The following is a 24,705-nucleotide window of genomic DNA, read 5'->3' on the forward strand; positions in this document are numbered from 1 at the left end:
ATTACAGGATTCCGATGATTTTCACTTCGAACGTGAGCGCCTGGCCCGCGAGCGGATGGTTGAAGTCGAACAGCGCCGAGGTTTCGCCGACTTCCTTCAGCACCCCCGCATACCGGCCGCCGTCTGGCGCATTGAACTCGATCAGCTCGCCCGGCGTGAAATCGTCGCCGACCATCCCGTTCTCGCGCAGCGTCGACAGCGTCACGCGCTGGAGCATGTCGGGATTCCGGGGACCGAACCCCTGCTCGGGCGTTAGCTGAAAAGTCGAGTGGTCTCCAACCCTGAGCCCGAGCAGAATCTGTTCCAGCGACGGCGCCAGCTGTCCCGCGCCGAGCAGCAGCGTGGCCGGCTTGTCGGTGAAGGTGTTGACGATGTCGGCGCCGTCGGCCAGTGCGAGCCGGTAATGCAACGTGACGTGGGAACCGGGCTTCACTTCGGATAGATCGATGAGGCTCATGAATTACTCGTTCAGTCGGCGCCCGATACGGCCGAAAAGGCCCGGCGCAAAACCAATATTGTAAGTCACCTGAGCGCGCAAGGCGGAAAGTGCGACGACGTCGCGCAGACCGCCCGCCGCCAATGGAGTTTCGAGCATGCTGTCACCCTGTCTCGCCCTGCCGCCGGTCGAATGCCGCGACACCGCCGATGTGCCGACCGATCCGCCCCGCCGCGTCCTCCCGATCCGCCGGCGCAAGCGCCGCCCGGGCGACTGGCGGCCCGAGCGGCCGCGCGAGCGATTGCTGGAGCGCGGACCGGCCGCGCTGACCGACGACGAACTGATCGCGCTGCTGCTCGGCACCGGCAAGCCAGGACACGACGTATTCGTCAGCGCCCGCGCATTGGTCAAGCAGTTCGGAACATTGCGCGGGCTGCTCGAGGCGACGACCGACGATTTCGAGGCACACCCCGGCATCGGCCCTGCGCGCTCCACACGGCTGGCCGCGGTCACCGAGATCGCGCGGCGCATGCTGAAGGAGAAAGCATCCGAACGTACGCCGATCGATTCGCCCGGCGCGGTCGAGGATTATCTGCGGCTGAAGATCGGCTCGCACCCGCACGAAGTGTTCGTCGCGGTGTACCTCGACGCCCGCCACGGCCTGATCGAGACGGAGGAAATCACGCGCGGCTCGCTGACGCGCATGGCCGTCTACCCGCGCGAGATCGTGCGCCGCGCGATGACGCATAACGCCGCGGCGCTGATCGTCGCGCACAACCATCCGTCGGGCGCAGTGCAGCCGAGCGCGGAGGACCGCCGCCTGACCCGCGTGCTGCGCGACGCGCTCGAACTCGTCGACGTGCGGCTGCTCGATCACGTCGTCGTCGGCACCAGCGACACTTTCTCGTTCGCACGTGCCGGTTGGCTGTAGACTGTGGCGCGGCGGCCCGCCTCGGGGCGCCACAACGGCGAAGCGAAATTAGGTTTGATTTTCCTGAACTTTTTCTGCTAGAATCGCCGTCTGTCTTTTTTCCAACCAGTTCTAGCCATCGAAGGGCCTTGTCTGCAAGGGCTACGGCGTTCTGAGAGTGCAGCCATGGATCACGTGGCGGCGCGATGAGAACCTTCATCGGCGATCGAACCCCGAATTTAGCGTATTAGGAGTGCTCTCATGGCACGCGTATGCCAAGTAACTGGGAAAGCGCCGATGAGCGGCAACAACGTTTCCCACGCCAACAACAAGACCAAGCGCCGCTTCCTGCCGAACCTGCAAAATCGCCGGTTCTGGGTAGAGAGCGAAAACCGCTGGGTGCGCCTGCGCGTTTCGAACGCCGGCCTGCGCCTGATCGACAAGAACGGCATCGATTCCGTGCTCGCTGACCTGCGCGCACGCGGCGAAGCCTAAGCCCAAGGAGCACAATCATGGCAAAAGGCGCACGCGACAAGATCAAGCTCGAGTCGACCGCTGGTACGGGTCACTTCTACACGACCACGAAGAACAAGCGCAACATGCCGGAAAAGATGGCGATCAAGAAGTTCGATCCCGTCGTCCGCAAGCATGTGGAATACAAAGAAACCAAGATCAAGTAATCTCCGGTTTCTGCCAGCCTGACGGCGACCGAAAAGCCCCGCGCATGCGGGGCTTTTTGTTTTGCGCGCACGCTCGGGCCCGACGCGGTATGCTCTCCCCTTTCCGCGGCCATGGCCGCCGGAACGCACAAGATCAAAAGCGTAACGATGGAGATGCAGCATGAAATTCGACGTGGCGATCGTCGGCAGCGGCCTGGCAGGGCTGTCGGTCGCACTCAATCTGGCCAGCACGCGACGTGTCGCGCTGATCGCGAAACGTTCGATGATGGAGGGCGCAAGCGATAACGCGCAGGGCGGCATCGCGGCGGTCCTCGATTCGGCGGACAGCATCGAGAACCACGTCGACGACACGCTGGTCGCCGGTGGCGGCCTGTGCGACGAAGGTGCGACGCGCTATATCGTCGAGCACGGCCGCGAAGCGATCGAATGGCTGATCTCGCAAGGCGTGCCGTTCACGAAGGACGACGCAGCCGAACTCGGCTTCCACCTGACGCGCGAAGGCGGCCACAGCCACCGCCGGATCATTCACGCGGCCGACGCGACCGGCCATGCGGTGCTTGCGACGCTGTCGGAGCGCGCGCGCCAGCATCCGAACATCACGTTCTTCGAAAATCACCATGCGATCGACCTGATCACGTCGGACCGGCTCGGCCTGCCCGGCCGCCGCTGTCACGGCCTCTATGCGCTCGACGTCGACAATGACCGCACGATCACGATCGAGGCGCCGCACACGGTGCTCGCAACGGGCGGCGCCGGCAAGGTCTATCTGTACACGACGAACCCCGACACGGCGACCGGCGACGGCATCGCGATGGCATGGCGCGCCGGCTGCCGCGTGTCGAACATGGAATTCATCCAGTTCCACCCGACCTGCCTGTTCCATCCGTATGCGAAATCGTTCCTGATTTCGGAGGCCGTGCGCGGCGAAGGCGGCCTGTTGAAGCTGCCCGACGGCACGCGCTTCATGCCCGCGCACGATCCGCGCGCCGAGCTCGCGCCACGCGACATCGTCGCACGCGCGATCGACTTCGAGATCAAGAAGCGCGGGATCGACTGCGTGTATCTCGACATCAGCCACCAGCCGGAAGCGTTCCTGCGCGAACACTTCCCGACGATCCACGCGCGCTGCCTCGAATTCGGCATCGACATCGCGAAACAGCCGATTCCCGTCGTGCCGGCCGCGCACTACACGTGCGGCGGCGTCGTGACCGATCTCGCCGGGCGCACCGATCTCGCGGGCCTGTATGCAGTCGGCGAAACGTCGTACACGGGGCTGCACGGCGCGAACCGGCTCGCGAGCAACTCGCTGCTCGAATGTCTCGTGATCGGCCGCGCGGCGGCCGAAGCGATCGAGGCGGCAGGCTTCGATTCGGACACGCCGGCCACGCTGCCGGCATGGGACGAAAGCCGCGTGTCGGATGCGGACGAGGAAGTCGTCGTCGCGCACAACTGGGACGAGCTGCGTCGCCTGATGTGGAACTACGTCGGCATCGTGCGCACCGACAAGCGCCTCGAACGCGCGAAGCACCGGCTGTCGCTGCTGCGCGACGAGATCCACGAGTACTACGCGAACTTCCGCGTGACGCGCGACCTGCTCGAACTGCGCAACCTCGTCGACGTGGCGACGCTGATCGTGAAGAGCGCGCAGTCGCGCCGCGAAAGCCGCGGGCTGCACTACAGCCGCGACTGGCCGCACACGCTGCCGAAGGCGCTGCCGAGCGTGCTCACGCCGCGCGCGCGTCGCTGAACCGCTGCGCCTTCCCGGCTGCGGTCGCACAGGAAAAAAGCCGTTGGCGTTTGCACGCCAACGGCTTCTTTGTCTGATCACATGACGCTCGGTCAGTCGACGATCCGCATCGAATAATCCGTCGCGCGCACGTCCTTCGTCAGCGCGCCGATCGAGATACGATCGACGCCCGTCTCCGCGAACGCGCGGACCGTGTCGAAATTGACGCCGCCCGACACTTCGAGCACGGCCTTGCCGGCCGCCACGCGCACCGCTTCACGCATCATGTCGAGCGTGAAGTTGTCGAGCAACACCGACTGCGCGCGATGCGCAAGCGCCGTATCGAGCTGCGCGAGCGTCTCGACTTCGACCTGCACGGGCACGCCCGAATCGAGCGCGAACGCCGCGTCGAGCGCCTCGCCGACACCACCCGCCGCTGCGATGTGGTTCTCCTTGATCAGGATGCCGTCGTACAGCGCGAGACGCTGGTTCTCGCCGCCGCCGACGCGCACCGCGTACTTCTGCGCGAGGCGCAGGCCCGGCAGCGTCTTGCGCGTATCGAGGATCTTCGCGCGCGTGCCTTCGACGCGGTCGACGTAACGGCGCGTCGCGGTCGCGACACCCGACAGCAGTTGCAGGAAGTTCAGCCCGTTCCGCTCGGCCGTCAACAGCGCGCGCGCCGGCCCTTCGAGTTCGCAGACGGTCGAATCGGGCATCATCCGGTCGCCTTCGCGATAGCGCCAATGCACGGCGATCGCCGGGTCGATCCGGTCGATCACCGCCTCGAACCACGGCACGCCGCACAGCACGGCTTCCTCGCGCACGATGATGCGCGCGCGGCGACGCCCGCCGGCCGGCACGAGACGCCCGGTCTGGTCGCCGGTGCCGACGTCTTCCGCGATCGCATCGGCAACGTTGCGCGCGATCGCATCGTCGAATGCCGCGCCGTATTGCTCGCGAACGACGTCGTAAAGCGGGGATACAGCACCGGTCATGCTGCCCCCACGTTCGCAAACAGTTGCTGGTCGCGCTGCAGGTCGCCGCTCGCCTGCACGCGCTTCTTGTGCGCGGCCGCGAAATCGAGCATCCGGTCGATCGGCAGGCGTGCACGTTCGCCGATCGCCGGATCGACGAAGATCTCGTTGTGACCGCGTTCGAGCACGTCGGCAAGGTTCGCAAGACCGTTCATCGCCATCCACGGGCAGTGCGCGCAGCTCTTGCAGGTCGCACTGTTGCCGGCCGTCGGCGCTGCGATGAAGGTCTTGCCGGGCGCCGCGAGCTGCATCTTGTGCAGGATGCCGAGATCGGTCGCGACGATGAAGCGCGTCGCGTCCAGCTTCACGGCCGCATCGATCAGCTGCGTCGTCGAGCCGACCACATCGGCCTGCGCAACGACGCTTTCCGGCGATTCCGGATGGACGAGCACCTTCGCGTCCGGATATTCGGCGCGCAGCAGGTCGAGCTCGATGCCCTTGAACTCGTCGTGGACAAGGCACGAGCCCTGCCACAGCAGCATGTCGGCGCCGGTTTTCTTCTGGATATAACTGCCGAGATGGCGATCGGGCGCCCAGATGATCTTCTCGCCGCGCGCGTGCAGGTCGGCCACGATCTCGAGGCCGATCGACGACGTGACCATCCAGTCCGCGCGGGCCTTCACGGCCGCGCTGGTGTTCGCATAGACGACGACGGTACGATCGGGATGCGCATCGCAGAACGCCGAGAATTCATCGACCGGGCAGCCGAGGTCGAGCGAACAGGTCGCATCGAGATCGGGCATCAGGATCCGCTTGTTCGGGCTCAGGATCTTCGCGGTTTCGCCCATGAAGCGCACGCCGGCGACGACCAGCGTCTGCGCGTCGTGATCGCGACCGAAGCGGGCCATTTCGAGCGAATCGGCAACGCAGCCGCCGGTTTCGTCGGCGAGTTCCTGCAGCTCGGCATCCACGTAGTAGTGCGCGACCAGCACGGCCCTTTCACGCACGAGCAGCGCCTTGATGCGCGCCTTCAGCGCAGCGCGTTCCTCGGGGGACGGCGCATCGGGCACCTTGGCCCATGCCTGCCCCACGCCGCACACGGTCCCTGCTGCGACGGGCCGGTCGTACTCGACGGGTTTGATCGTCGATTGCATCTCCATATCTCCTGTCGATCAGAGTTAGCGCTTTAGCGCTTACTCTGATCCCATGCTTCGCGGTCGGTCCGAGTTGGCGCTTTAGCGCTTACTCGGACCCCATGCTTCGCAGTCAACCAGAATCAGCGCTTCAACACTACTCCGATCCCATCCTCTACGCTCGCCCCGGGGCACCATTGCGCCGCTGCCCCAAGCCTCATACAAATTCGAGCCCTGCCGATCTCTTTCGTCAAAAACCGGCGGCCCAAATGAAAAAACCCCGCCAACGCGGGGTTTTTGACGTCCTGAGATTCTAATCGATTTCGAATCAGGCGTAGCGACGCAGGCGTGTCGCGAATTCCTGCAGCGCCTTGATGCCGCTTTGTTCCGCGCGATGGCACCAATCCTGCAATTGCGCGAGAAGCTGTTCGCGCGACGCGGTCGAACGATCCCAGATCGCGGCGAGATCCTGGCGCAACTGAAAGTACGTATGCAGCTTCTGGCTGTTCGCGAAGATTTCCGGCAGCAACTTCTTCTGCGGCTCGTCGAGACCGTCGGCGTCCTTGTGGAACCACTTGCGCGCGCCGCGCATCAACTGGTACTTCTCGCTCGAACCGAGCTCCTTCAGGTGCGCGAGCTCCTGGCGGTACGCACGCTTCACGGCCTTGCCGTAGCGCGCCATCACTTCGTAGCGGTTCGACAGCACGGCCTGCAGCGTTTCCTGGTCCAGCACCGTCTTCGGCTTGTTCAGGCGCGGCGTCGGCGCGACCTTCTTCACCTTCGCGAGACCGAACGCCGACATGATGCGGATGTACATCCAGCCGATGTCGAACTCGTACCATTTGTTCGACAGCTTCGCCGACGTCGCGAACGTGTGGTGGTTGTTGTGCAGTTCTTCGCCGCCGATCACGATGCCCCACGGGAACAGGTTCGTGCTCGCGTCGGCCGAGTTGAAGTTGCGGTAGCCCCAGAAGTGGCCGAAGCCGTTGACGACGCCTGCCGCCCAGAACGGAATCCAGACCATCTGCACGGCCCATACGGTCAGGCCGAGCACGCCGAACAGCGCGACGTCGACCACCATCATCAGGCTCACGCCGAGGATCGGGTACTTCGAATAGATATTGCGTTCGATCCAGTCGTTCGGCGTGCCGTGGCTGAACTTGCGCATCGTCTCTTCATTCTTCGCTTCCGCGCGATACAGCTCGGCGCCTTCGAGGAACACCTTCCAGATGCCGCGCGTCTGCGGGCTGTGCGGATCTTCCTCGGTCTCGCACTTCGCATGGTGCTTGCGGTGAATCGCGGCCCACTGGCCGGTCAGCATGCCGGTCGTCATCCACAGCCAGAGGCGGAAGAAGTGGCTCGCGATCGGATGCAGTTCCAGTGCGCGGTGCGCCTGGCAACGGTGCAGGTAGACCGTCACGCCGATGATCGTGACGTGCGTGACGGCGAGCGCGAACAGCGCGACCTGCCACCACGAAAAATGCAGGAGCCCGTGGGAAAGAAAATCGAGCAGGGAATTCAACAAGGCAGTTACCTGTGATGAGATGAGAGCGATGCCGGCTCGCGCAGGCGTCAGAAAAATGAAAGCATACCGCGAATAGACTTGGATTTTACTTCAACCGTTCCAAGTCTTTGTAAAAAATGAATATTTTCTTGCCCTGGCGCAACCGGAACAGTCCACGGGCGGACTTGGAAAGGCCCGCGATCCGGTTCCGACCGCGGGATCGATACGATTGACGACCGACGCGCGCTATGCAGCCGGCGCGCGCCCGTCCGCCGCACCGTTACCGGCCACCGGATCGCCGGCCGCCGGATCGTGCCCCGCCGCCGCACCAGTGGCGGCAAAACCGTCCGGCAGCCCGACGACGCGCACTTCGCGCTGCGGAAACGGAATCGAAATCCCGTGCTCGCCGAACAGCCGCCAGATGTTGCGGTTCACGGCCGAACGCACGCCCGACGTGCCTTTCGCCGAATCCTCGATCCAGAAGCCGAGCTCCAGGTCGATCCCGTCCGCGCCGAAGCTCACCAGATAAGGGGTCGGCGCAGGCTCCGCCAGCACGCGCGGCACGTCCTTCGCGGCGTCGGCGAGCAGCACGAGCGCGTGCTCGACATCGCTCGTGTACGCGACCTGCACCGCGACCTTCGCATAACCGCGCGTCAGGTACGACGACTGGTTCTGCACGACGTCGGTGATCAGCTTCTCGTTCGGGATCAGCGTCTCGTTGCCGTCGAGGCCGCGCACGACCGTGTAGCGCGTGCGGATCTGCGTGACGACGCCCTGCAGCCCGCCGACGCTGATCGCGTCGCCGAGCCGCAGCGAGCGGTCGAGCAGGATGATGAAGCCCGATACATAGTTGCTCGCGATCTTCTGCAGCCCGAAGCCGAGGCCGACACCGACCGCGCCGCCGAACACGCCGAGCACCGTCACGTCGATGCCGACGAGCGACAGCCCGATCAGGATCGCCGCGAACACGAGCAGCGCGCGGCCGACCCGCGACAGCACGACCTTCAGGTTCGCATCGAGCGTGCTCGCGCGCGTGAGGCGATCCTCGAGCACCGAGCCAAGCCACATCGCGACCATCAGCGTCACGCAGACCCACAGCGCGCCGGAGATCAGCGACAGCAGCGTGAGGTGCGCATTGGCGACGCGGAACTGCACGCTGTCGAGCCAACCGAGCACGTCGTGCTGGATGCCGAGCACGGTCAGCACCATCGCGGCCCACACGACGGTCGACACGATCTTCTCGACGATCGACAGCCACGCATGCGTGTGGCCATCGCGCGCGAACACGCGCCGCGCGAAGAAGAACAGCACGTAGATCAGCCCGATGCCGAACAACGGCACGAGCGCGAGCGACAGCAGCGCCGTCGACATGAACGGGTCGAACGCAAGCTGCGCGACGCCCACGAAGATGCCGCCGAACAACGGAAACAAAGCGCGTTTCAAGCTATGCGCACCCGCACCGGGCGCGCGTCCGGCCGCCCGCCGGCGCGCATCGATCCGGCCGTGCACGAAGCGTGCGGCCACCCATGCGAAACACAGCGCGCCGACGAGGATCGCCGCCTGCCAGATCATCACCGGCTGGTGAAAGTCGCGAATCACCGATGCCAGCCGGTGCGACAGCAGGCGGCTCTGCAGATTCTCCATGTCCGTCCGTGCCGCCGTTACTGCGCGCGCCGCTCGAGCACCGCGGCGAAGAAGCCGTCGGTCGCGTGACGGTGCGGCCACAACGACAGGTAGTCGCCCGTCTCGAGTTCGATGCGCTGGTCGGCCAGCACCTTCTGCGCGGGCACCAGCACGAACTCGGGATGGTCGACCAGGAACTGCTCGACGATGCGCTCGTTCTCGGCGTCGAGCACGCTGCAGGTCGCGTAGACGAGCCGGCCGCCCTTCTTCACGAGGCGCGCGGCGCTCGCGAGGATCGACGCCTGCTTCGGCGCCAGCTCGTCGATCGCCGTGCGCGTCTGGCGCCACTTCAGGTCCGGATTGCGGCGCAGCGTGCCGAGGCCGCTGCACGGCGCGTCGACCAGCACGCGGTCGATCTTGCCGGCGAGCCGCTTGATCTTCGCGTCGTGCTCGCTGTCGATCAGCACGGGGTTCACGTTCGACAGCCCGCTGCGCGCGAGGCGCGGCTTCAGCTTCGCAAGGCGCTTTTCCGACACGTCGAACGCATAGAGGCGCCCGGTCGAGCGCATCATCGCGCCCAGCGCGAGCGTCTTGCCGCCCGCGCCCGCGCAGAAATCGACGACCATCTCGCCGCGGCGCGGCGCGACCAGCGAGCACAGCAACTGGCTGCCTTCGTCCTGCACCTCGATCTCGCCTTCCTCGAACAGCTTCAAGCGCGTCAGCGCCGGCTTGCCGACCACGCGCACGCCGAACGGCGCGAACGGCGTCGCACCCGCATCGATGCCGTTCGCGCGCAGCGCGTCGATCACCTGGTCGCGGGTCGCCTTCTGCGCGTTGGCGCGCAGGTCGAGCGGCGCCGGGTAGTTCAGCGCGGCCGCGAGCTGCGCGAGTTCCTCGGCATCGAAACGTGCCGACAGCGCCTGGTGGATCCAGTCCGGCAGGTTCGTGCGCACGCGCACCGGCAGGCTCGCGGGATCGATCTTCGACACGTGCTCGAGCCATGCAGACTCGGTGTCGGACAAAAACGGCTTCAGCGCATTGCGGCCGGCCGTCTGCATCAGGCCGAGCAGCGTGAGGCGCCGCGCGGGCGTGCCCGTGCCGCTCTCGGCGAGATGCGAAAACTCCATCTTCCGGCGCAGCACCGCGAACACGGCCTCGGCGATCACGCCGCGCTCGGCATGCCCGAGCTTCGGGTGCGCGCGGAAGAACCGGCTCGTCGTCGCGTCAGCGGGGCCGGCGAACTTCAGCACCTCGGCCAGCAAAGTCTCGGTCTGGCCGATCAGGAATCCGTGCAGCTTCATACGCCCTCACTCGTTTCGGTATGCGGTTGATCCGCGAAAATCCAGCGCGCCTCTTCCGGCGCCACCACTGCCCGGCCGTTCTCGAGGCGCAAACGCCCGTCGATGAACCAGCGCACCGCGCGCGGATACAACACATGCTCGACCGTCAGCACGCGCCGCGCGAGCGCGGCCGCGTCGTCGCCCGCGCGCACGGGCACCGCGCCCTGCGCGACGATCGCGCCGCTGTCGAGCTCGGGAATCACGAAGTGCACGCTCGCGCCGTGCAGCGCGACACCCGCGTCCAGCGCCTGCTGGTGCGTGTGGATGCCCTTGAAGCTCGGCAGCAGCGACGGGTGAATGTTCAGCAGCCGGCCTTCGTATCGTCTGACGAATGCCGGCGTGAGGATGCGCATGAAGCCCGCGAGGATCACGAGATCGGGGGCAAAGCGGTCGATCTCGGCGGCGAGCGCCGCGTCGAAGCTGTCGCGGCCGTCGAACGACCGGTGGTCGACCACCGCGGTCGCCACCCCGTGCGACGCGGCAAAAGCCAGGCCGGCCGCATCGGGCCGGTTGGCGATCACGGCAGCAACCTCGGCCGGCCAGCGTTCCTGCGCGCACGCGCGGACGATGGCCTCCATGTTGCTGCCGCGACCGGAAATCAGGATCACGAGTTTTTTCATCCGCGAATTTTACCATTCGCCCCCGCGTTTCCCGCCTTCTCGGCCGCCGGCCCGCCCGAACGTTTATAATCTTCTGCTTTGCGGCATCCCACCGCCCATTCCCCGACGCTGCATCCGCTATCGTGAAAGTCTTTCGCGGCCTGCCCAACGCCGAGAGCCGCGCCCCGTGCGCGCTGACGATCGGCAACTTCGACGGTGTCCATCGCGGCCACCAGGCCCTGCTCGCGCGCGTGCGCGCGGCAGCGGACGCGCGCGGACTGCCCGTGTGCGTGATGACTTTCGAGCCGCACCCGCGCGAATTCTTCAACCCGGCCGGCGCGCCACCGCGCATCGCGATGCTGCGCGACAAGCTCGAGGCGCTGCGCGAGCACGGCGTCGATCGCGTGGTCGTCGAGCATTTCAATCACACGTTCGCGAGCCAGTCGCCGCAGGCGTTCGTCGAGCGCACGCTGGTGAACGGGCTGCACACGCGCTGGATGATGGTCGGCGACGATTTCTGCTACGGCGCGAAGCGCGCGGGCACCTTCGACACGCTGAAGGCGGCCGGCGAGCAGTACGGCTTCGAAGTCGAGCAGATGGGCACGGTGGCGGGCAGCGACGGCACGCGCATCTCGAGCTCGGGCGTGCGCGCCGCGCTCGCGGCCGGCGATCTCGACGCGGCCGCGCAGGCGCTCGGCCACGGTTATGCGATCAGCGGCCACGTCGCGCACGGGCTGAAGCTCGGCCGCGACCTCGGCTTCCCGACGCTGAACCTGCCGATCGCGCACAAGCGGCCGGCGCTCGCAGGCATCTTCGTCGTGCAGGTGCACGGCCTCGGCCCCGACCCGCTGCCGGGCGTCGCGAGCCTCGGCCTGCGTCCGACCGTCGACGATTCGGGCCGCGTGCTGCTCGAAGTCCATCTGCTCGACTGGCACGGCGATGCGTACGGCAAGCTCATCCGCGTCGAATTCCTGAAGAAGCTGCGCGACGAAGCGAAATTCGACGATCTCGAGGCGCTGTCGCGCGCGATCGCACTGGACGTCGCGAATGCGCGCGCGTATTTCGTCGAGCGCGATCGTGCGCCGGGCAGCCGCGCAACGGGCTTCTCGACGTCGGCAACCGACCGAATTAGCTGATCCGGACGGCGGCGCCTGCGCGCCGCACCCACGCGCCGCACAGTCGCGCGCATACCCGATTCACGACGCACAAGCGTCCCCCGATTTGATAGCGATCCCATCATGAGCAACAAGAAAGCCGATTCGAAACCGCAGGCCAAGTATCCGGTCAACCTGCTCGACACGCCGTTCCCGATGCGCGGCGACCTGCCCAAGCGCGAGCCGCAGTGGGTCAAGGAATGGGAAGCGCGCGGCATCTACGACAAGATCCGCGCGGCCAGCAAGGGCCGGCCGAAGTTCATCCTGCACGACGGCCCGCCGTATGCGAACGGCGACATCCACCTCGGCCACGCCGTCAACAAGATCCTGAAGGACATCGTCGTCAAGTCGCGCAACATGGCCGGCTTCGACGCGCCGTACGTGCCGGGCTGGGATTGCCACGGGATGCCGATCGAGATCCAGATCGAGAAGCAGTTCGGCAAGTCGCTGCCGGCGGCCGAAGTGATGAGCAAGGCGCGCGCATACGCGACCGAGCAGATCGAGAAGCAGAAGGTCGGCTTCAAGCGCCTCGGCGTGCTCGGCGACTGGGCCAACCCGTACAAGACGATGAACTTCGTCAACGAGGCGGAAGAGATCCGCGCGCTCGGCAAGATCATCGAGAAGGGTTATGTGTATCGCGGGCTGAAGCCGGTGAACTGGTGCTTCGACTGCGGCTCGGCGCTCGCCGAAGCGGAAGTCGAGTACAAGGACCGCACCGATCCGACGATCGACGTGATGTTCGCGTTCGCGGAACCGGAAAAGACCGCGCAGGCGTTCGGCCTGCCGGCACTGCCGCGCGCCGAAGGCGGCATCGTGATCTGGACCACCACGCCGTGGACGATTCCCGCGAACCAGGCGCTGAACCTCCATCCGGAAATCGTCTACGCGCTGGTCGACACCGAGCGCGGGCTGCTGATCATCGCGGAAGAACGCGTCGCCGCATGCATGGAGGAATTCAAGCTGACGGGCCGCGTCGTCGCGACCACGCCAGGCGTGAAGCTCGCGAACCTGCGCTTCCACCACCCGCTCGCACCGGCCCACCCCGGCTACAAGCGCACCGCGCCCGTCTACCTCGGCGACTATGTGACGACCGACACGGGTACCGGCGTCGTGCACTCGTCGCCCGCGTACGGCATCGAGGACTTCATGTCCTGCAAGGCGCACGGGATGACCGATTCGGACTTCATCAACCCGGTGATGGGCGACGGCCGCTATATCGAATCGCTGCCGCTGTTCGGCGGCCTGTCGATCTGGGATGCGAACCCGAAGATCGTCGACGCGCTGAACGCGGCCGGCTCGCTGCTGCGCAGCGAGAAGTACACGCACAGCTACATGCACTGCTGGCGCCACAAGACGCCGATCATCTACCGCGCGACGTCGCAGTGGTTCGCCGGCATGGACGTCACGCCGCGCGCCGGCGGCAAGACGCTGCGCGAAACGGCGCTCGAAGGCGTCGACGCGACCGCGTTCTACCCGTCGTGGGGCAAGCAGCGCCTGTTCAGCATGATCGCGAACCGTCCCGACTGGACGCTGTCGCGCCAGCGCCAGTGGGGCGTGCCGATGGCGTTCTTCGTGCACAAGGAAACCGGCGAGCTGCACCCGCGCACGCTCGAACTGCTCGAGGAAGTCGCGAAGCGCGTCGAGCAGTCGGGCATCGAGGCGTGGCAGACGCTCGATCCACGCGAGCTGATCGGCGACGACGCGAACCTGTACGAAAAGAACCGCGACACGCTCGACGTGTGGTTCGACTCGGGCACGACGCACTGGCACGTGCTGCGCGGCTCGCACAAGGATCAACTGCAGTTCCCGGCCGACCTGTACCTCGAAGGCTCGGACCAGCATCGCGGCTGGTTCCACTCGTCGCTGCTGACCGCGTCGATGATCGACGGCCGCGCACCGTACAAGGGCCTGCTCACGCACGGCTTCACGGTCGACGGCGAAGGCCGCAAGATGAGCAAGTCGCTCGGCAACGGCGTCGACCCGCATGAAGTCGCGAACCGCCTCGGCGCGGAAATCATCCGCCTGTGGATCGCGTCGACCGACTATTCGGGCGAGCTCGCGATCTCCGAGGAAATCCTGAAGCGCGTGACCGAAGGCTATCGCCGCATCCGCAACACGCTGCGCTTCCTGCTCGCGAACCTGTCGGACTTCGACTACGCGCAGCACGCGGTGCCGGCCGACGAATGGCTCGAGATCGACCGCTATGCGGTCGCGTTCTCGGCGCAACTGCAGACGGAACTGCTCGGCCATTACGAGAAGTACGAATTCCACCCGGTGGTCGCGAAGCTGCAGACGTACTGCTCGGAGGATCTCGGCGGCTTCTACCTCGACGTGCTGAAGGACCGTCTGTACACGAGCGCGGCCGATTCGCGCGCACGCCGCTCCGCACAGACGGCGCTGTACCACCTGACGCAGGGCCTGCTGCGCGTGCTCGCGCCGTTCTTGTCGTTCACCGCGGAAGAAGCATGGAAGGTGTTCCAGCCGGCCAGCGACACGATCTTCACGGAAACCTACTACGCGTATCCGGAAGTCGCCGGCTCGGCCGCGCTGATCGAGAAGTGGGCGCTGCTGCGTGACGTCCGCGGCAACGTGACGAAGGCGCTCGAGGAAGCGCGCACCGCGAACCGCATCGGTTCGTCGCTGCAGGCCGAAGTGACCGTGCACGCGAGCGGCGCGCGCTACGACGCGCTCACGAGCCTCGGCGAAGACCTGAAGTTCGTGCTGATCACGTCGGCCGCGACGGTCGTCAAGGTCGACGACGAAGCGCAGGAAAGCGTCGACGTGGCCGCGTCGAAGTACCAGAAGTGCGAACGCTGCTGGCACTACCGCGAAGATGTCGGCGCGCACGCCGATCATCCGACGCTGTGCGGCCGCTGCTTCTCGAACCTCTTTGAAAACGGCGAAATCCGGAGCGCTGCTTAACTATGGCGAAAACCCTGTCGAAACCGGCCAGCGGCGCGCTTGCGCCCTGGCTCGGCATTTCGCTGATCGTAATCCTGTTCGATCAACTGTCGAAGATCGCGATCCTGAAAACGTTCGCGTACGGCGCGCAGCATGCGCTGACGTCGTTCTTCAACCTCGTGCTGGTGTACAACCGCGGCGCCGCGTTCGGCTTCCTGTCGACCGCAGGCGGCTGGCAGCGCTGGGCGTTCACTGCGCTCGGGATCGGCGCGACGCTCGTGATCTGCTTCCTGCTGAAGCGCCACGGCCACCAGCGGCTGTTCAGCCTGTCGCTCGCGCTGATCCTCGGCGGCGCACTCGGCAACGTGATCGACCGGCTCGTCTACGGTCACGTGATCGACTTCCTCGATTTCCACCTCGGCGCCTGGCACTTCCCGGCGTTCAACCTCGCCGATTCCGCGATCACGGTCGGCGCGGTGCTGCTGATCTACGACGAACTGCGTCGCGTGCGCGGCTCGCGCTAAGCGCGCATACTCGGCGTCGACGGCCGGCCTCGCGCCGGCCGTCCCGTTTGACCCTTGGAGGCCTGAGTTGGCACACGCAGAACTCGCAGGAAAACACCTCGTTCTCGGCCTGACGGGCGGCATCGCCTGCTACAAGATCGCCGAGCTCACGCGGCTGCTCACGAAGGCCGGCGCGACCGTGCAGGTCGCGATGACCGAAGCCGCCACGCAGTTCATCACGCCCGTCACGATGCAGGCGCTGTCGGGCCGGCCCGTCTATACGAGCCAGTGGGACGCGCGCATCGACAACAACATGGCGCACATCGACCTGTCGCGCGAAGCCGACACGATCGTGATCGCGCCCGCGTCGACGGATTTCCTCGCGAAGCTCGCGCACGGATTCGCGGACGACCTGCTGTCGACGCTGTGCGTCGCGCGCGACTGTCCGCTGCTCGTCGTTCCCGCGATGAACCGCCAGATGTGGCAAAACCCGGCCACGCAGCGCAACGTCGCGCAACTGCGCGCGGACGGCGTGTCGGTGCTCGGCCCGGATTCGGGTGCGCAGGCGTGCGGCGAAGTCGGCGACGGCCGCATGCTCGAACCCGACGCGATTTATGAAGCGATCGTCGCGCACTTCGCGCCGAAGGTGCTCGCGCACCGGCGCGTGCTGATCACCGCCGGGCCGACGTTCGAACCGCTCGACCCGGTGCGCGGCCTCACGAACCGCTCGAGCGGCAAGATGGGCTTCGCGCTCGCGCGCGCCGCGCAGCAGGCCGGCGCCGACGTGCATCTCGTCGCGGGGCCGGTCGCGCTCGACACGCCGTGGGGCGTGACCCGCCAGGACGTGCAGACCGCACAGCAGATGTACGACGCGGTGATGCAAGCGGTCGCCGATGCCGACATCTTCATCGCGGTGGCCGCGGTCGCCGACTGGCGCGTCGACCAGCCGGCCGAGCACAAGATGAAGAAGACGGCCGACCGCAAGATGCCGGCGCTCGCGTTCGTCGAGAACCCCGACATCCTCGCGTCGGTCGCGGCGCTGCCCGATCCGCCGTTCTGCGTCGGGTTCGCGGCCGAAAGCGCCGACCTCGACGTGCACGGCGACGAGAAGCGCAAGCGCAAGAACGTGCCGCTGCTGGTCGGCAACCTCGGCCCGCTGACGTTCGGGCGCGACGACAACGAAGTCGTGCTGTTCGAAGCCGCCGGCCTCACGCGCCTGCCGCGCGCACCGAAGGACGAACTCGCGCATGTGCTCGTCGCGGAAATCGCGAAGCGCCTGCCCGACAACCGCCTGATCTGATCCCCGCGCGGCGGCCCTCGCCGCCGCGCCCTTCCCGACCGATTCGACGACCGCATGAAACTCGACCTGAAGATTCTCGACGCGCGCATGCGCGACTACCTGCCCGCCTATGCGACCACCGGCAGCGCGGGCCTCGACCTGCGCGCGTGCCTCGACGCGCCGGTCACGCTGCAGCCGGGCGAAACGACGCTCGTACCGACCGGCCTCGCGATCCACCTCGCCGACCCCGGCTATGCGGCGCTGATCCTGCCGCGCTCGGGCCTCGGCCACAAGCACGGGATCGTGCTCGGCAACCTCGTCGGCCTGATCGACTCCGACTACCAGGGCCAGTTGATGGTCTCGACGTGGAACCGCGGCCAGACCGAGTTCGTGCTGAACCCGTTCGAACGGCTCGCACAGCTCGTGATCGTGCCGGTCGTGCAGGCGCAGTTCAACATCGTCGACGACTTCGCTGAAAGCGATCGCGGCGAAGGCGGCTTCGGCAGCACTGGCCGTCACTGAACGACGCGACGCACAAAAAAAGGGCCTCGCGGCCCTTTTTTTCGTTCGCCGTCATTCGCCGGCCGGCTGCGCGATCCGCGCGGGTACCGGTTCGCGTCGCCGCGCGTGCGCGATGCTCGCATAGATCACCATCGCGACCAGCACGCCGAGCAGCACGGCCGACGAGCCGACCGTACCGAGCGCGAGCCCGCCCTTCGCGACCGGCTTCGTCAGCAGGTCGCCGACCGTCGCGCCGAACGGGCGCGTGAGCACGAACCCGGCCCAGAACAGCAGCACGCCGGAGATCCGCGTGAAATAGTGCGCGAGCACGATCGCCGCAAGCAACCCGCCGATCAGCAGCGCGCCGCCGCCGAATCCGAGCCCCGAGCTGTCCGCGAGGAAATCGCCGAGCGCGGTGCCGAGCGTGTTCGAGAACAGGATTGCGATCCAGTACAGCAGTTCGACCTTGCGCGTGCGGATCAGGTCGACCGACAGCGATTCGCCGCTGAGCCGCCAGACCGCGAAGATCGCCAGCAGGATCGCGACGAGGATCGACGAGCCGGCCGCATAACCGAGGCCGAGCGTGCGGTCCATGAAGTCGGACATCGTCGTGCCGGCCGTGCTCGTCGCGACGATCACGGCCCAGTAGATCGCCGGGCGATAGCGCGTCGTCTTGAGCTGCGCGCCCAGCGTCACGAGAAAGAAGCCGAACAGCAGGATCGAACTCACCGCATAGCCGACGTTCAGCGTCATCGACAGCAAATCGCCGCCGGTTTCGCCGAGCGTCGTCGCGCAGATCTTCATGATCCAGAACGCAAGCGTGATTTCGGGAAGTTTGTTCATTCGAACCCCTTGTGCAGGAAAGCGGCGAGCCGACGCGTGCCGGCCCGCGTTGCAGACAGGATCGAATGTTAGTCGCCGCCGGCTTAACGGAACCTTAGCGAACGTGAAGATCGCGATGGCCGGCGGGCGCGGCCGTGGGCGGCCACGCTGGCACCGTCAGCGTGCGTGCTGGTGCCGGTAGTGCAGCGCATACGCGAGCGTCAGCAGCACGACGAACACGACGCCGACCACCATCGTCATCCGGAATTCGCGCGTGAACGCGGTCGTGAACAGGATCGCCGCGACGAGCCCCGCGCCGAGCAGGCTGCCGAACGGGTGACCCCACATCCGGAACGCGAGCGCGGGGCCGCGGTACCGCAAACGGAAGCGCAGATGCGTGACGAAGATCATCAGCCACGTGAACAGCGCGCCGAACATCGCGATCGCCATCATCACGGTGAACGCCGTGTCGGGCGCCAGCGCGACCAGCACGGCCGCCACCGCGACGCCGCTCGTCGAGATCCACAGCGCCGCACGCGGCACGCCGTTCGTGCCGAGCCGGCCGAATACCGCGGGCGCGAGCCGTGCGCGCGACAGGCTGAACATCATCCGCGTCGTCACGTAGAGCTGGCTGTTCATCGCCGACAGCGCCGCGATCAGCAGCACGAAGTTGATCACACCCGCCGCGTACGGTACGTGCGTCGCGGCCATCACCTTCACGAACGGGCTTTCGTCGGTGCCGGCCTGCGTCCACGGCACGATCGCGAGCATCAGCGACAGCGTCAGCAGGTAGAACAGCACGAGCCGGAACACCGTCGAGCGAAACGCGCGCGTGACCGCGTGCTGCGGATCGCGCGCTTCGCCGGCCGCGATCGCGACGGCCTCGATGCTCATGTAGCTGAAGATCGCGACGATCACCGCGACCCAGGTGCCCCACGGCCCCTTCGGCATGAAGCCGTCGTGCGCGGTGTAGTTCGCGAAACCGATACCCGATGCGGCCGGCGCCGACCACACGAGGTACGCGCCGAGCACGATGAACACGACGATCGCCGCGATCTTCAGCAGCGAGAATGCGTACTCGACCGAGCCGTACAGCGTGACGCTCGCGAGGTTCACGGCGATCAGCAGCGCGGAGAAGCCGATCACCCAGTACCAGCCGGGCACGGCCGGAAACCAGTACTTCATGAACACGGCGATCGCGCTGATCTCGGTGCCGATCGCGAACACGACCGCGAACCAGTACGCATAACGCACCAGAAAGCCCGCGAGCGGGCCGACGTAGTGTTCGGCATACGCGCCAAACGAGCCGGCCGTCGGATGCGCGACGGTCATTTCAGCGAGCGCGCCCATCAGCAGCAGCGCGATCAGCGCGCCGATCGCATAAGAGACCAGCACGCTCGGGCCGGCGAGCCCGATCGCGAACCCGCTGCCGAGGAACAGCCCCGTGCCGATCGCGCCGCCGATCGCGATCATCGCCATTTGCCCCGACGTCAGCGCGTGGCGTAACCCTTGTTCGCGCGCGACGATGTTGTCGAACGATCGTTGTTGTTGTGTCACTGCGTTACCACTCCCCTGCACCACCATTGCGCCGCCGGCGCCGGATAAAACGAAACGGCGCGGAGAACCTCCCGCGCCGTTCGCATGAACAACGAATTATCGCTTACTCGACTTCGACCGTCTCTTCGTTCGGCTTGTGCGGCGGATTCGCCAGCTTGTCGAACGACAACTGCACCTTGTCGCTTTCGTCGACGTCGACGGTCACGTGACCGCCGTTGACGAGCTTGCCGAACAGCAGCTCGTCGGCGAGCGCGCGACGGATCGTGTCCTGGATCAGCCGCTGCATCGGCCGCGCGCCCATCAGCGGGTCGAAGCCGTGCTTCGCGAGATGCTTGCGCAACGCGTCGGTGAAAAGCGCGTCGACCTTCTTCTCGTGCAGCTGTTCCTCGAGCTGGATCAGGAACTTGTCGACCACGCGCATGATGATTTCCTCATCGAGCGAGCGGAAGCTGATGATCGAATCCAGGCGGTTGCGGAACTCCGGCGTGAACAGGCGCTTGATGTCGGTCATCTCGTCGCCCGTTTCGCGGCGCGTCGTGAAGCCGATCGTCGCCTTCTGCATCGACTCGGCGCCCGCGTTCGTCGTCATGATGATGATGACGTTGCGGAAATCCGCCTTGCGGCCGTTGTTGTCCGTCAGCGTGCCGTGGTCCATCACCTGCAGCAGCACGTTGTAGATGTCCGGATGCGCCTTCTCGATTTCGTCGAGCAGCAGCACGCAATGCGGCTTCTTCGTGACGGCTTCGGTCAGCAGGCCGCCCTGGTCGAACCCGACATAGCCCGGCGGCGCGCCGATCAGGCGACTCACCGCATGACGCTCCATATACTCCGACATGTCGAAGCGGATCAGCTCGATGCCGAGCGTGAACGCGAGCTGGCGCGCCACTTCGGTCTTGCCGACGCCCGTCGGGCCGGAGAACAGGAACGCGCCGATCGGCTTGTCCATCTTGCCGAGGCCCGCGCGCGCCATCTTGATCGATGCCGCCAGCGCGTCGATCGCCGGATCCTGGCCGAACACGACGCTCTTCAGGTCGCGATCGAGCGTCTGCAGCTTGCTGCGGTCGTCCTGCGACACGCTCTGCGGCGGCACGCGCGCGATCTTCGAGATGATTTCCTCGATCTCGCTCTTGCCGATCGTCTTCTTCTGCTTCGACTTCGGCAGGATGCGCTGCGCGGCGCCCGCTTCGTCGATCACGTCGATCGCCTTGTCCGGCAGGTGACGGTCGGTGATGAAGCGCGCCGACAGTTCGGCCGCGGCCGACAGCGCACCCGACGAATACTTGACGCCGTGATGCTCCTCGAAGCGCGACTTCAGCCCGCGCAGGATCGCGACCGTCTGCTCGACGGTCGGCTCGCTCACGTCGACCTTCTGGAAGCGCCGCGACAGCGCCGCATCCTTCTCGAAGATGCCGCGATACTCGGTGAACGTGGTCGCGCCGATGCACTTGAGCGTGCCCGACGACAGCGCCGGCTTCAGCAGGTTCGACGCATCGAGCGTGCCGCCCGACGCGGCGCCCGCGCCGATCAGCGTATGAATTTCGTCGATGAACAGGATCGCGTGCGGGCGCTCCTTCAGTTCCTTCAGAACCGTCTTCAGGCGCTGCTCGAAATCGCCGCGATACTTGGTTCCCGCAAGCAACGCGCCCATGTCGAGCGAATAGACCTGCGCATTCGCGAGGATGTCGGGCACTTCGCCGCGCGTGATGCGATAGGCGAGCCCTTCCGCGATCGCGGTCTTGCCGACGCCGGCCTCGCCGACGAGCAGCGGATTGTTCTTGCGGCGACGGCACAGCACCTGCACGACGCGCTCGACCTCGGGCTCGCGCCCGATCAGCGGATCGATGCGGCCGTCCTTCGCCATCTGGTTCAGGTTCTGCGTGAACTGCGCGAGCGGCGTTTCCTTCTGCGCATTCGCGTCTTCGCTTTCCGCGTTCGCATCGGTCGACTTCGCGGCCTCGCCGTTGTTCGTCTTCGCGATGCCGTGCGAAATGAAGTTCACGACGTCGAGGCGCGTGACGCCCTGCTGCTGCAGGTAGTACACCGCGTGCGAATCCTTCTCGCCGAAGATCGCGACCAGCACGTTCGCGCCGGTCACTTCCTTCTTGCCGTTCGACGTCGACTGCACGTGCATGATCGCGCGCTGGATCACGCGCTGGAAACCGAGCGTCGGTTGCGTATCGACGTCGTCGGTGCCCGGGACGGTAGGCGTGTTGTCGTGGATGAAATTGCGCAGGTTCTGACGCAGATCCTCGATGTTTGCCGCGCACGCGCGCAACACCTCGGCTGCCGTCGGATTATCCAGCAGGGCCAGCAGCAGATGCTCGACCGTAATGAACTCATGGCGCGCCTGGCGTGCTTCCATGAACGCCATGTGCAGGCTGACTTCCAATTCCTGGGCAATCATGCTTCCTCCATCACGCACTGCAGCGGATGCCCGGCCTGCCGCGCATGGGTAACGACTTGCTCAACCTTGGTCGACGCGATGTCCCGCGTATAGACCCCACAAACCCCTCGCCCTTCGCGATGGACCTTCAGCATGATCTGCGTGGCCGTCTCGCGATCCTTCTTGAAATACTCCTGGACCACCATCACGACGAATTCCATCGGCGTGAAGTCGTCGTTCAGCAGCACCACCTTGTACATCGAAGGCGGCTTGAGCTTCTGCTGCTTGCGTTCCAGGACGGTACTGTCCTGCTTGTCCGGGATAATCGCCATACACCCATTCTAAACAACTCGGACAGGCCCGCAATCCTGCCATTACCCGACCGACCGGCCGGCGCCCTCCCCGGTATCCCGGAACACGCGATCTTCTTCGTGCCATACGAAAGCCGGCTGCGGTGCCGGCTTTCACGCGTGGCGCGGAACACGAACCGTCAGGGGGAACCGCACCGGAACGTCGTATCCGCATCCAGTATCCCACAAGCCGGGACGACTCGAACGCGTGTCACTCGAGCCTGGTAGATGAGCCGATTATGCGGCTTTTCAAGTCCTCGCGCTTGGCCGCATGCTGCGAAGCAAAGCCGGAAAAACCCTGAAAATGGGTTCTTTACAACGGCCCTCTAACCGTCTAAAAATTCCTCTTGACACTCCAATAAAGAGCGCCAACAATCAAGCTGGCACTTTTTTCAAATCGCCGGTTGGCGAAATGAAAGAGGCCGAGGTGAGCTTGTGAGGGGGGAACGGCTGCATTTTCCGGTCGTTTAGCTTTTCGAGCGTGCTCGTGGTAAGTAGCAGCGACTGTGTGACAGGGGAAGTAGGTATGGCAACTGGTATCGTTAAGTGGTTCAACGACGCGAAGGGCTTCGGTTTCATCACTCCCGACGAGGGCGGTGAGGATCTGTTTGCGCACTTCTCGGCTATCACCATGAATGGCTTCAAGACGCTGAAGGAAGGCCAGAAGGTGAGCTTTGACGTCGTTCAAGGACCGAAGGGCAAGCAAGCGTCGAACATCCAGGCCGCATAAAGGCATCGGATATCGGACGAAGAAACCCGGCGCATTGCGCCGGGTTTCTTTTTTTTCAGGCCGGCCAATCGATAATCGATTGGCCGGCCTTTTCGTTCAATCCCGATTATTGAACATGCATTGTCTTGTCACGCATGCAGATCGAATACCGATCCGGTATGTGAAACATATTCACCGTTTCGTTACACGACCTTCAGCGTGCCCATCATGCCGAGATCCTCGTGTTCGAGAATGTGGCAATGAAACATGCGCTCGCCGGGCATGTCTTGCGTGACGAGAATCGTCACGGTTTCGCCGCTGCGCACATTCACGGTATCGCGCCATGCGCGCAACGGTTCGCTCGAGCGCGAGCCGCCCGACGCGCGCTCGGTCACCTGGAACTGCGTGCCGTGCAGGTGGAACGGGTGATCCATGTCGGTGGTATTGCGAATCTCCCACCGCTCGACGTCGCCGCGACGGCTCGTCAGCGTCGCGCGGTGCGGCGCGTAGGTTTCGCCGTTGATCGTGAAGCGCATGCCCGCCGGGCGGCCGTGCGCCGCGCCCTTCATCATCGCGTCCATATCCATTTCTTCGCCGAACTCGACCGTCTTGCGCGCAACCGGTTCGCCCAGCAGCGGCACCGCGCGCAGCACGGCGGGCAGCGCGCGCGCCTCGGCGGGCGCAAACGCGACATCGGCCAGCGCCAGCGCCGGATCGGGCGGCAGGCTGCCGTGGCCGTCGTCGTGCGACATCGCCATCTTGCGCCGGTCGTATTCGGCCGCCTGCAGCACCGCGCGCGACGCACGATCGCCGGCGCGCACCAGCAACTCCGCGCGCTCGCCCGGCGCAATCAGCAGCGACGTCACGCGGCGCGGCGCGTCGAACAGCCCGCCGTCGGTGCCCGCGTGCTCGAACGCACGGCCGTCGTCGAACGCGACGCGCAGGTAGCGCGCGCTGCACGCATTCCATACCCGCCAACGCTCGTCGCCGGCGACGTCGATCCGCGGTCGGCGTGCGCCGTTGACCAGCACGAACTGACCTTCACGGCCGTTCATCCAGTCCATCATGTCGTTCGGTGCAATCGTGCCGTCGCGCGCAAGCTTCAGGTCCGACACGAACAGGTTGCGCTCGGGCCAGCCGACGAGCGGATCGTCCGCGGCGCGCACGACGAACGGGCCGGCCAGCCCGCGAAACACCTGCTCGGCCGTCATCATGTGCGGATGCGGGTGGTACCAGTAGGTGCCGGCGCTGCCCTTCGGCAACGTAAAGCGGTACACGCGCGACGCGCCGGGCGCGACCGGATCGGACGGATTGCCGTCCTGATCGGGCGGCACGGGCAGCCCGTGCCAGTGGATCGTCGACGGCTGCGGCAGTTTGTTCACGAACCGGATCTCGACCTTGTCGCCCTCGCGCACGTCGATCAGCGGGCCGACGACGGGGCCCTGCGTGCCCGCACCGAACTGCCAGAAGGTGGTCGGCCGCGCACCGTGCAGCATCGGCCGCGCAACGGGCTGCGCCACCAGCGTGGCCCGGAACGTGCCGGGCTCGCGGCTTTCGTTCGCGAGCGTGCGCAACGTCGCGAGCGGCGCGCCGGCCGGCAGCGCGTCGGCGGCCGCGAGCG

The 24,705-nt window shown here is 65.9% G+C and carries 23 protein-coding genes; 10 read left to right on the forward strand and 13 right to left on the reverse strand.

The features are described 5' to 3' along the window. Position 1 precedes the first annotated feature (1 nt). Together ACPUER_RS14830 and ACPUER_RS14835 are read right to left on the reverse strand one after the other, a co-directional pair. The gene (locus tag ACPUER_RS14830) at positions 2 to 457 is read right to left on the reverse strand and encodes an FKBP-type peptidyl-prolyl cis-trans isomerase (protein WP_034178811.1); all 456 of its coding nucleotides are present in this window, start codon (positions 455 to 457) and stop codon (positions 2 to 4) included. Between the two features lie 3 nt (positions 458 to 460). Beyond that, positions 461 to 595: a hypothetical protein gene (locus ACPUER_RS14835; protein ID WP_258170484.1), complete on the reverse strand. Its 135-nt coding sequence runs from the start codon at positions 593 to 595 to the stop codon at positions 461 to 463. Here ACPUER_RS14835 and radC point away from each other — a divergent pair. From radC to nadB, 4 genes are all read left to right on the forward strand, one after another. Beyond that, a complete protein-coding gene (gene radC, locus ACPUER_RS14840) occupies positions 594 to 1,367 on the forward strand; it encodes a RadC family protein (RefSeq protein WP_310142069.1) in 774 nt (257 codons plus the stop codon). The two genes, ACPUER_RS14835 and radC, sit on opposite strands and share 2 nt — an antisense overlap. Before the next feature lie 240 nt (positions 1,368 to 1,607). Then, positions 1,608 to 1,841, forward strand: a complete 234-nt coding sequence (gene rpmB / locus ACPUER_RS14845) for a 50S ribosomal protein L28 (protein ID WP_004186391.1) — start codon at positions 1,608 to 1,610, stop codon at positions 1,839 to 1,841. A gap of 17 nt (positions 1,842 to 1,858) precedes the next feature. Further along, entirely contained in the window at positions 1,859 to 2,026 is a 168-nt protein-coding gene (gene rpmG, locus ACPUER_RS14850) for a 50S ribosomal protein L33 (protein WP_006478046.1), read from the forward strand. A gap of 160 nt (positions 2,027 to 2,186) precedes the next feature. After that, positions 2,187 to 3,773 (forward strand): L-aspartate oxidase, encoded by a 1,587-nt coding sequence (nadB, locus tag ACPUER_RS14855; RefSeq protein WP_175961876.1) that lies wholly within the window; start codon positions 2,187 to 2,189, stop codon positions 3,771 to 3,773. A 92-nt stretch (positions 3,774 to 3,865) separates the two neighbouring features. On the opposite strand, the gene nadC is transcribed toward nadB, so the two are convergent. From nadC to purN, 6 genes are all read right to left on the reverse strand, one after another. After that, complete coding sequence (gene nadC, locus ACPUER_RS14860; protein ID WP_425131455.1) at positions 3,866 to 4,747, reverse strand: carboxylating nicotinate-nucleotide diphosphorylase; 882 nt, start codon at positions 4,745 to 4,747, stop codon at positions 3,866 to 3,868. Continuing rightward, entirely contained in the window at positions 4,744 to 5,880 is a 1,137-nt protein-coding gene (nadA, locus tag ACPUER_RS14865) for a quinolinate synthase NadA (protein ID WP_175961878.1), read from the reverse strand. Before nadA ends, nadC begins: the two co-directional genes overlap by 4 nt. Before the next feature lie 307 nt (positions 5,881 to 6,187). Beyond that, positions 6,188 to 7,384, reverse strand: a complete 1,197-nt coding sequence (locus ACPUER_RS14870) for a DesA family fatty acid desaturase (protein WP_310142080.1) — start codon at positions 7,382 to 7,384, stop codon at positions 6,188 to 6,190. A 225-nt stretch (positions 7,385 to 7,609) separates the two neighbouring features. After that, entirely contained in the window at positions 7,610 to 9,007 is a 1,398-nt protein-coding gene (locus ACPUER_RS14875; RefSeq protein ID WP_425131456.1) for a mechanosensitive ion channel family protein, read from the reverse strand. Between the two features lie 17 nt (positions 9,008 to 9,024). Next, a complete protein-coding gene (locus ACPUER_RS14880; protein WP_425131457.1) occupies positions 9,025 to 10,287 on the reverse strand; it encodes an RsmB/NOP family class I SAM-dependent RNA methyltransferase in 1,263 nt (420 codons plus the stop codon). Then, positions 10,284 to 10,946: a phosphoribosylglycinamide formyltransferase gene (purN, locus tag ACPUER_RS14885; RefSeq protein ID WP_175961881.1), complete on the reverse strand. Its 663-nt coding sequence runs from the start codon at positions 10,944 to 10,946 to the stop codon at positions 10,284 to 10,286. The genes ACPUER_RS14880 and purN overlap by 4 nt, the downstream gene beginning before the upstream one ends. Before the next feature lie 122 nt (positions 10,947 to 11,068). Between purN and ACPUER_RS14890 the strand changes: the two genes are divergently transcribed. From ACPUER_RS14890 to dut, 5 genes are all read left to right on the forward strand, one after another. Next, on the forward strand, positions 11,069 to 12,061 hold the full coding sequence (locus tag ACPUER_RS14890; RefSeq protein WP_072444889.1) for a bifunctional riboflavin kinase/FAD synthetase: 993 nt from the start codon (positions 11,069 to 11,071) through the stop codon (positions 12,059 to 12,061). Between the two features lie 102 nt (positions 12,062 to 12,163). Next, positions 12,164 to 15,001 carry an isoleucine--tRNA ligase gene (gene ileS, locus ACPUER_RS14895; protein ID WP_425131458.1) on the forward strand — a complete coding sequence of 946 codons (2,838 nt, stop codon included), beginning with the start codon at positions 12,164 to 12,166 and terminating at the stop codon, positions 14,999 to 15,001. A 2-nt stretch (positions 15,002 to 15,003) separates the two neighbouring features. Then, on the forward strand, positions 15,004 to 15,504 hold the full coding sequence (lspA, locus tag ACPUER_RS14900; protein WP_034178821.1) for a signal peptidase II: 501 nt from the start codon (positions 15,004 to 15,006) through the stop codon (positions 15,502 to 15,504). A gap of 67 nt (positions 15,505 to 15,571) precedes the next feature. After that, positions 15,572 to 16,783 carry a bifunctional phosphopantothenoylcysteine decarboxylase/phosphopantothenate--cysteine ligase CoaBC gene (gene coaBC, locus ACPUER_RS14905; RefSeq protein WP_425131459.1) on the forward strand — a complete coding sequence of 404 codons (1,212 nt, stop codon included), beginning with the start codon at positions 15,572 to 15,574 and terminating at the stop codon, positions 16,781 to 16,783. 54 nt (positions 16,784 to 16,837) lie between these two features. Further along, positions 16,838 to 17,284: a dUTP diphosphatase gene (gene dut / locus ACPUER_RS14910; protein ID WP_021160741.1), complete on the forward strand. Its 447-nt coding sequence runs from the start codon at positions 16,838 to 16,840 to the stop codon at positions 17,282 to 17,284. A gap of 51 nt (positions 17,285 to 17,335) precedes the next feature. On the opposite strand, the gene ACPUER_RS14915 is transcribed toward dut, so the two are convergent. The 4 genes from ACPUER_RS14915 to clpS all read right to left on the reverse strand — a co-directional run bounded on the left by ACPUER_RS14915 (position 17,336) and on the right by clpS (position 22,357). Then, on the reverse strand, positions 17,336 to 18,106 hold the full coding sequence (locus tag ACPUER_RS14915; protein WP_425131460.1) for a hypothetical protein: 771 nt from the start codon (positions 18,104 to 18,106) through the stop codon (positions 17,336 to 17,338). 156 nt (positions 18,107 to 18,262) lie between these two features. Continuing rightward, a complete protein-coding gene (locus ACPUER_RS14920) occupies positions 18,263 to 19,642 on the reverse strand; it encodes an amino acid permease (protein ID WP_175961885.1) in 1,380 nt (459 codons plus the stop codon). A gap of 103 nt (positions 19,643 to 19,745) precedes the next feature. Then, a complete protein-coding gene (clpA, locus tag ACPUER_RS14925; RefSeq protein ID WP_072444902.1) occupies positions 19,746 to 22,046 on the reverse strand; it encodes an ATP-dependent Clp protease ATP-binding subunit ClpA in 2,301 nt (766 codons plus the stop codon). Beyond that, positions 22,043 to 22,357 (reverse strand): ATP-dependent Clp protease adapter ClpS, encoded by a 315-nt coding sequence (gene clpS / locus ACPUER_RS14930; RefSeq protein ID WP_006398529.1) that lies wholly within the window; start codon positions 22,355 to 22,357, stop codon positions 22,043 to 22,045. The genes clpA and clpS overlap by 4 nt, the downstream gene beginning before the upstream one ends. Before the next feature lie 544 nt (positions 22,358 to 22,901). On the opposite strand from clpS, the gene ACPUER_RS14935 reads away from it, so the two are divergent. Further along, positions 22,902 to 23,105, forward strand: a complete 204-nt coding sequence (locus ACPUER_RS14935) for a cold-shock protein (protein WP_006478030.1) — start codon at positions 22,902 to 22,904, stop codon at positions 23,103 to 23,105. Between the two features lie 182 nt (positions 23,106 to 23,287). Here the strand turns inward: ACPUER_RS14935 and ACPUER_RS14940 are convergent. Continuing rightward, on the reverse strand, positions 23,288 to 24,705 hold a 1,418-nt coding region (locus tag ACPUER_RS14940; protein ID WP_425131461.1), incomplete at its 5' end, for a multicopper oxidase family protein.

Origin of the sequence: Burkholderia sp. DN3021, from assembly GCF_049805555.1 — a bacterium.
Taxonomy (GTDB): domain Bacteria; phylum Pseudomonadota; class Gammaproteobacteria; order Burkholderiales; family Burkholderiaceae; genus Burkholderia; species Burkholderia pyrrocinia_C.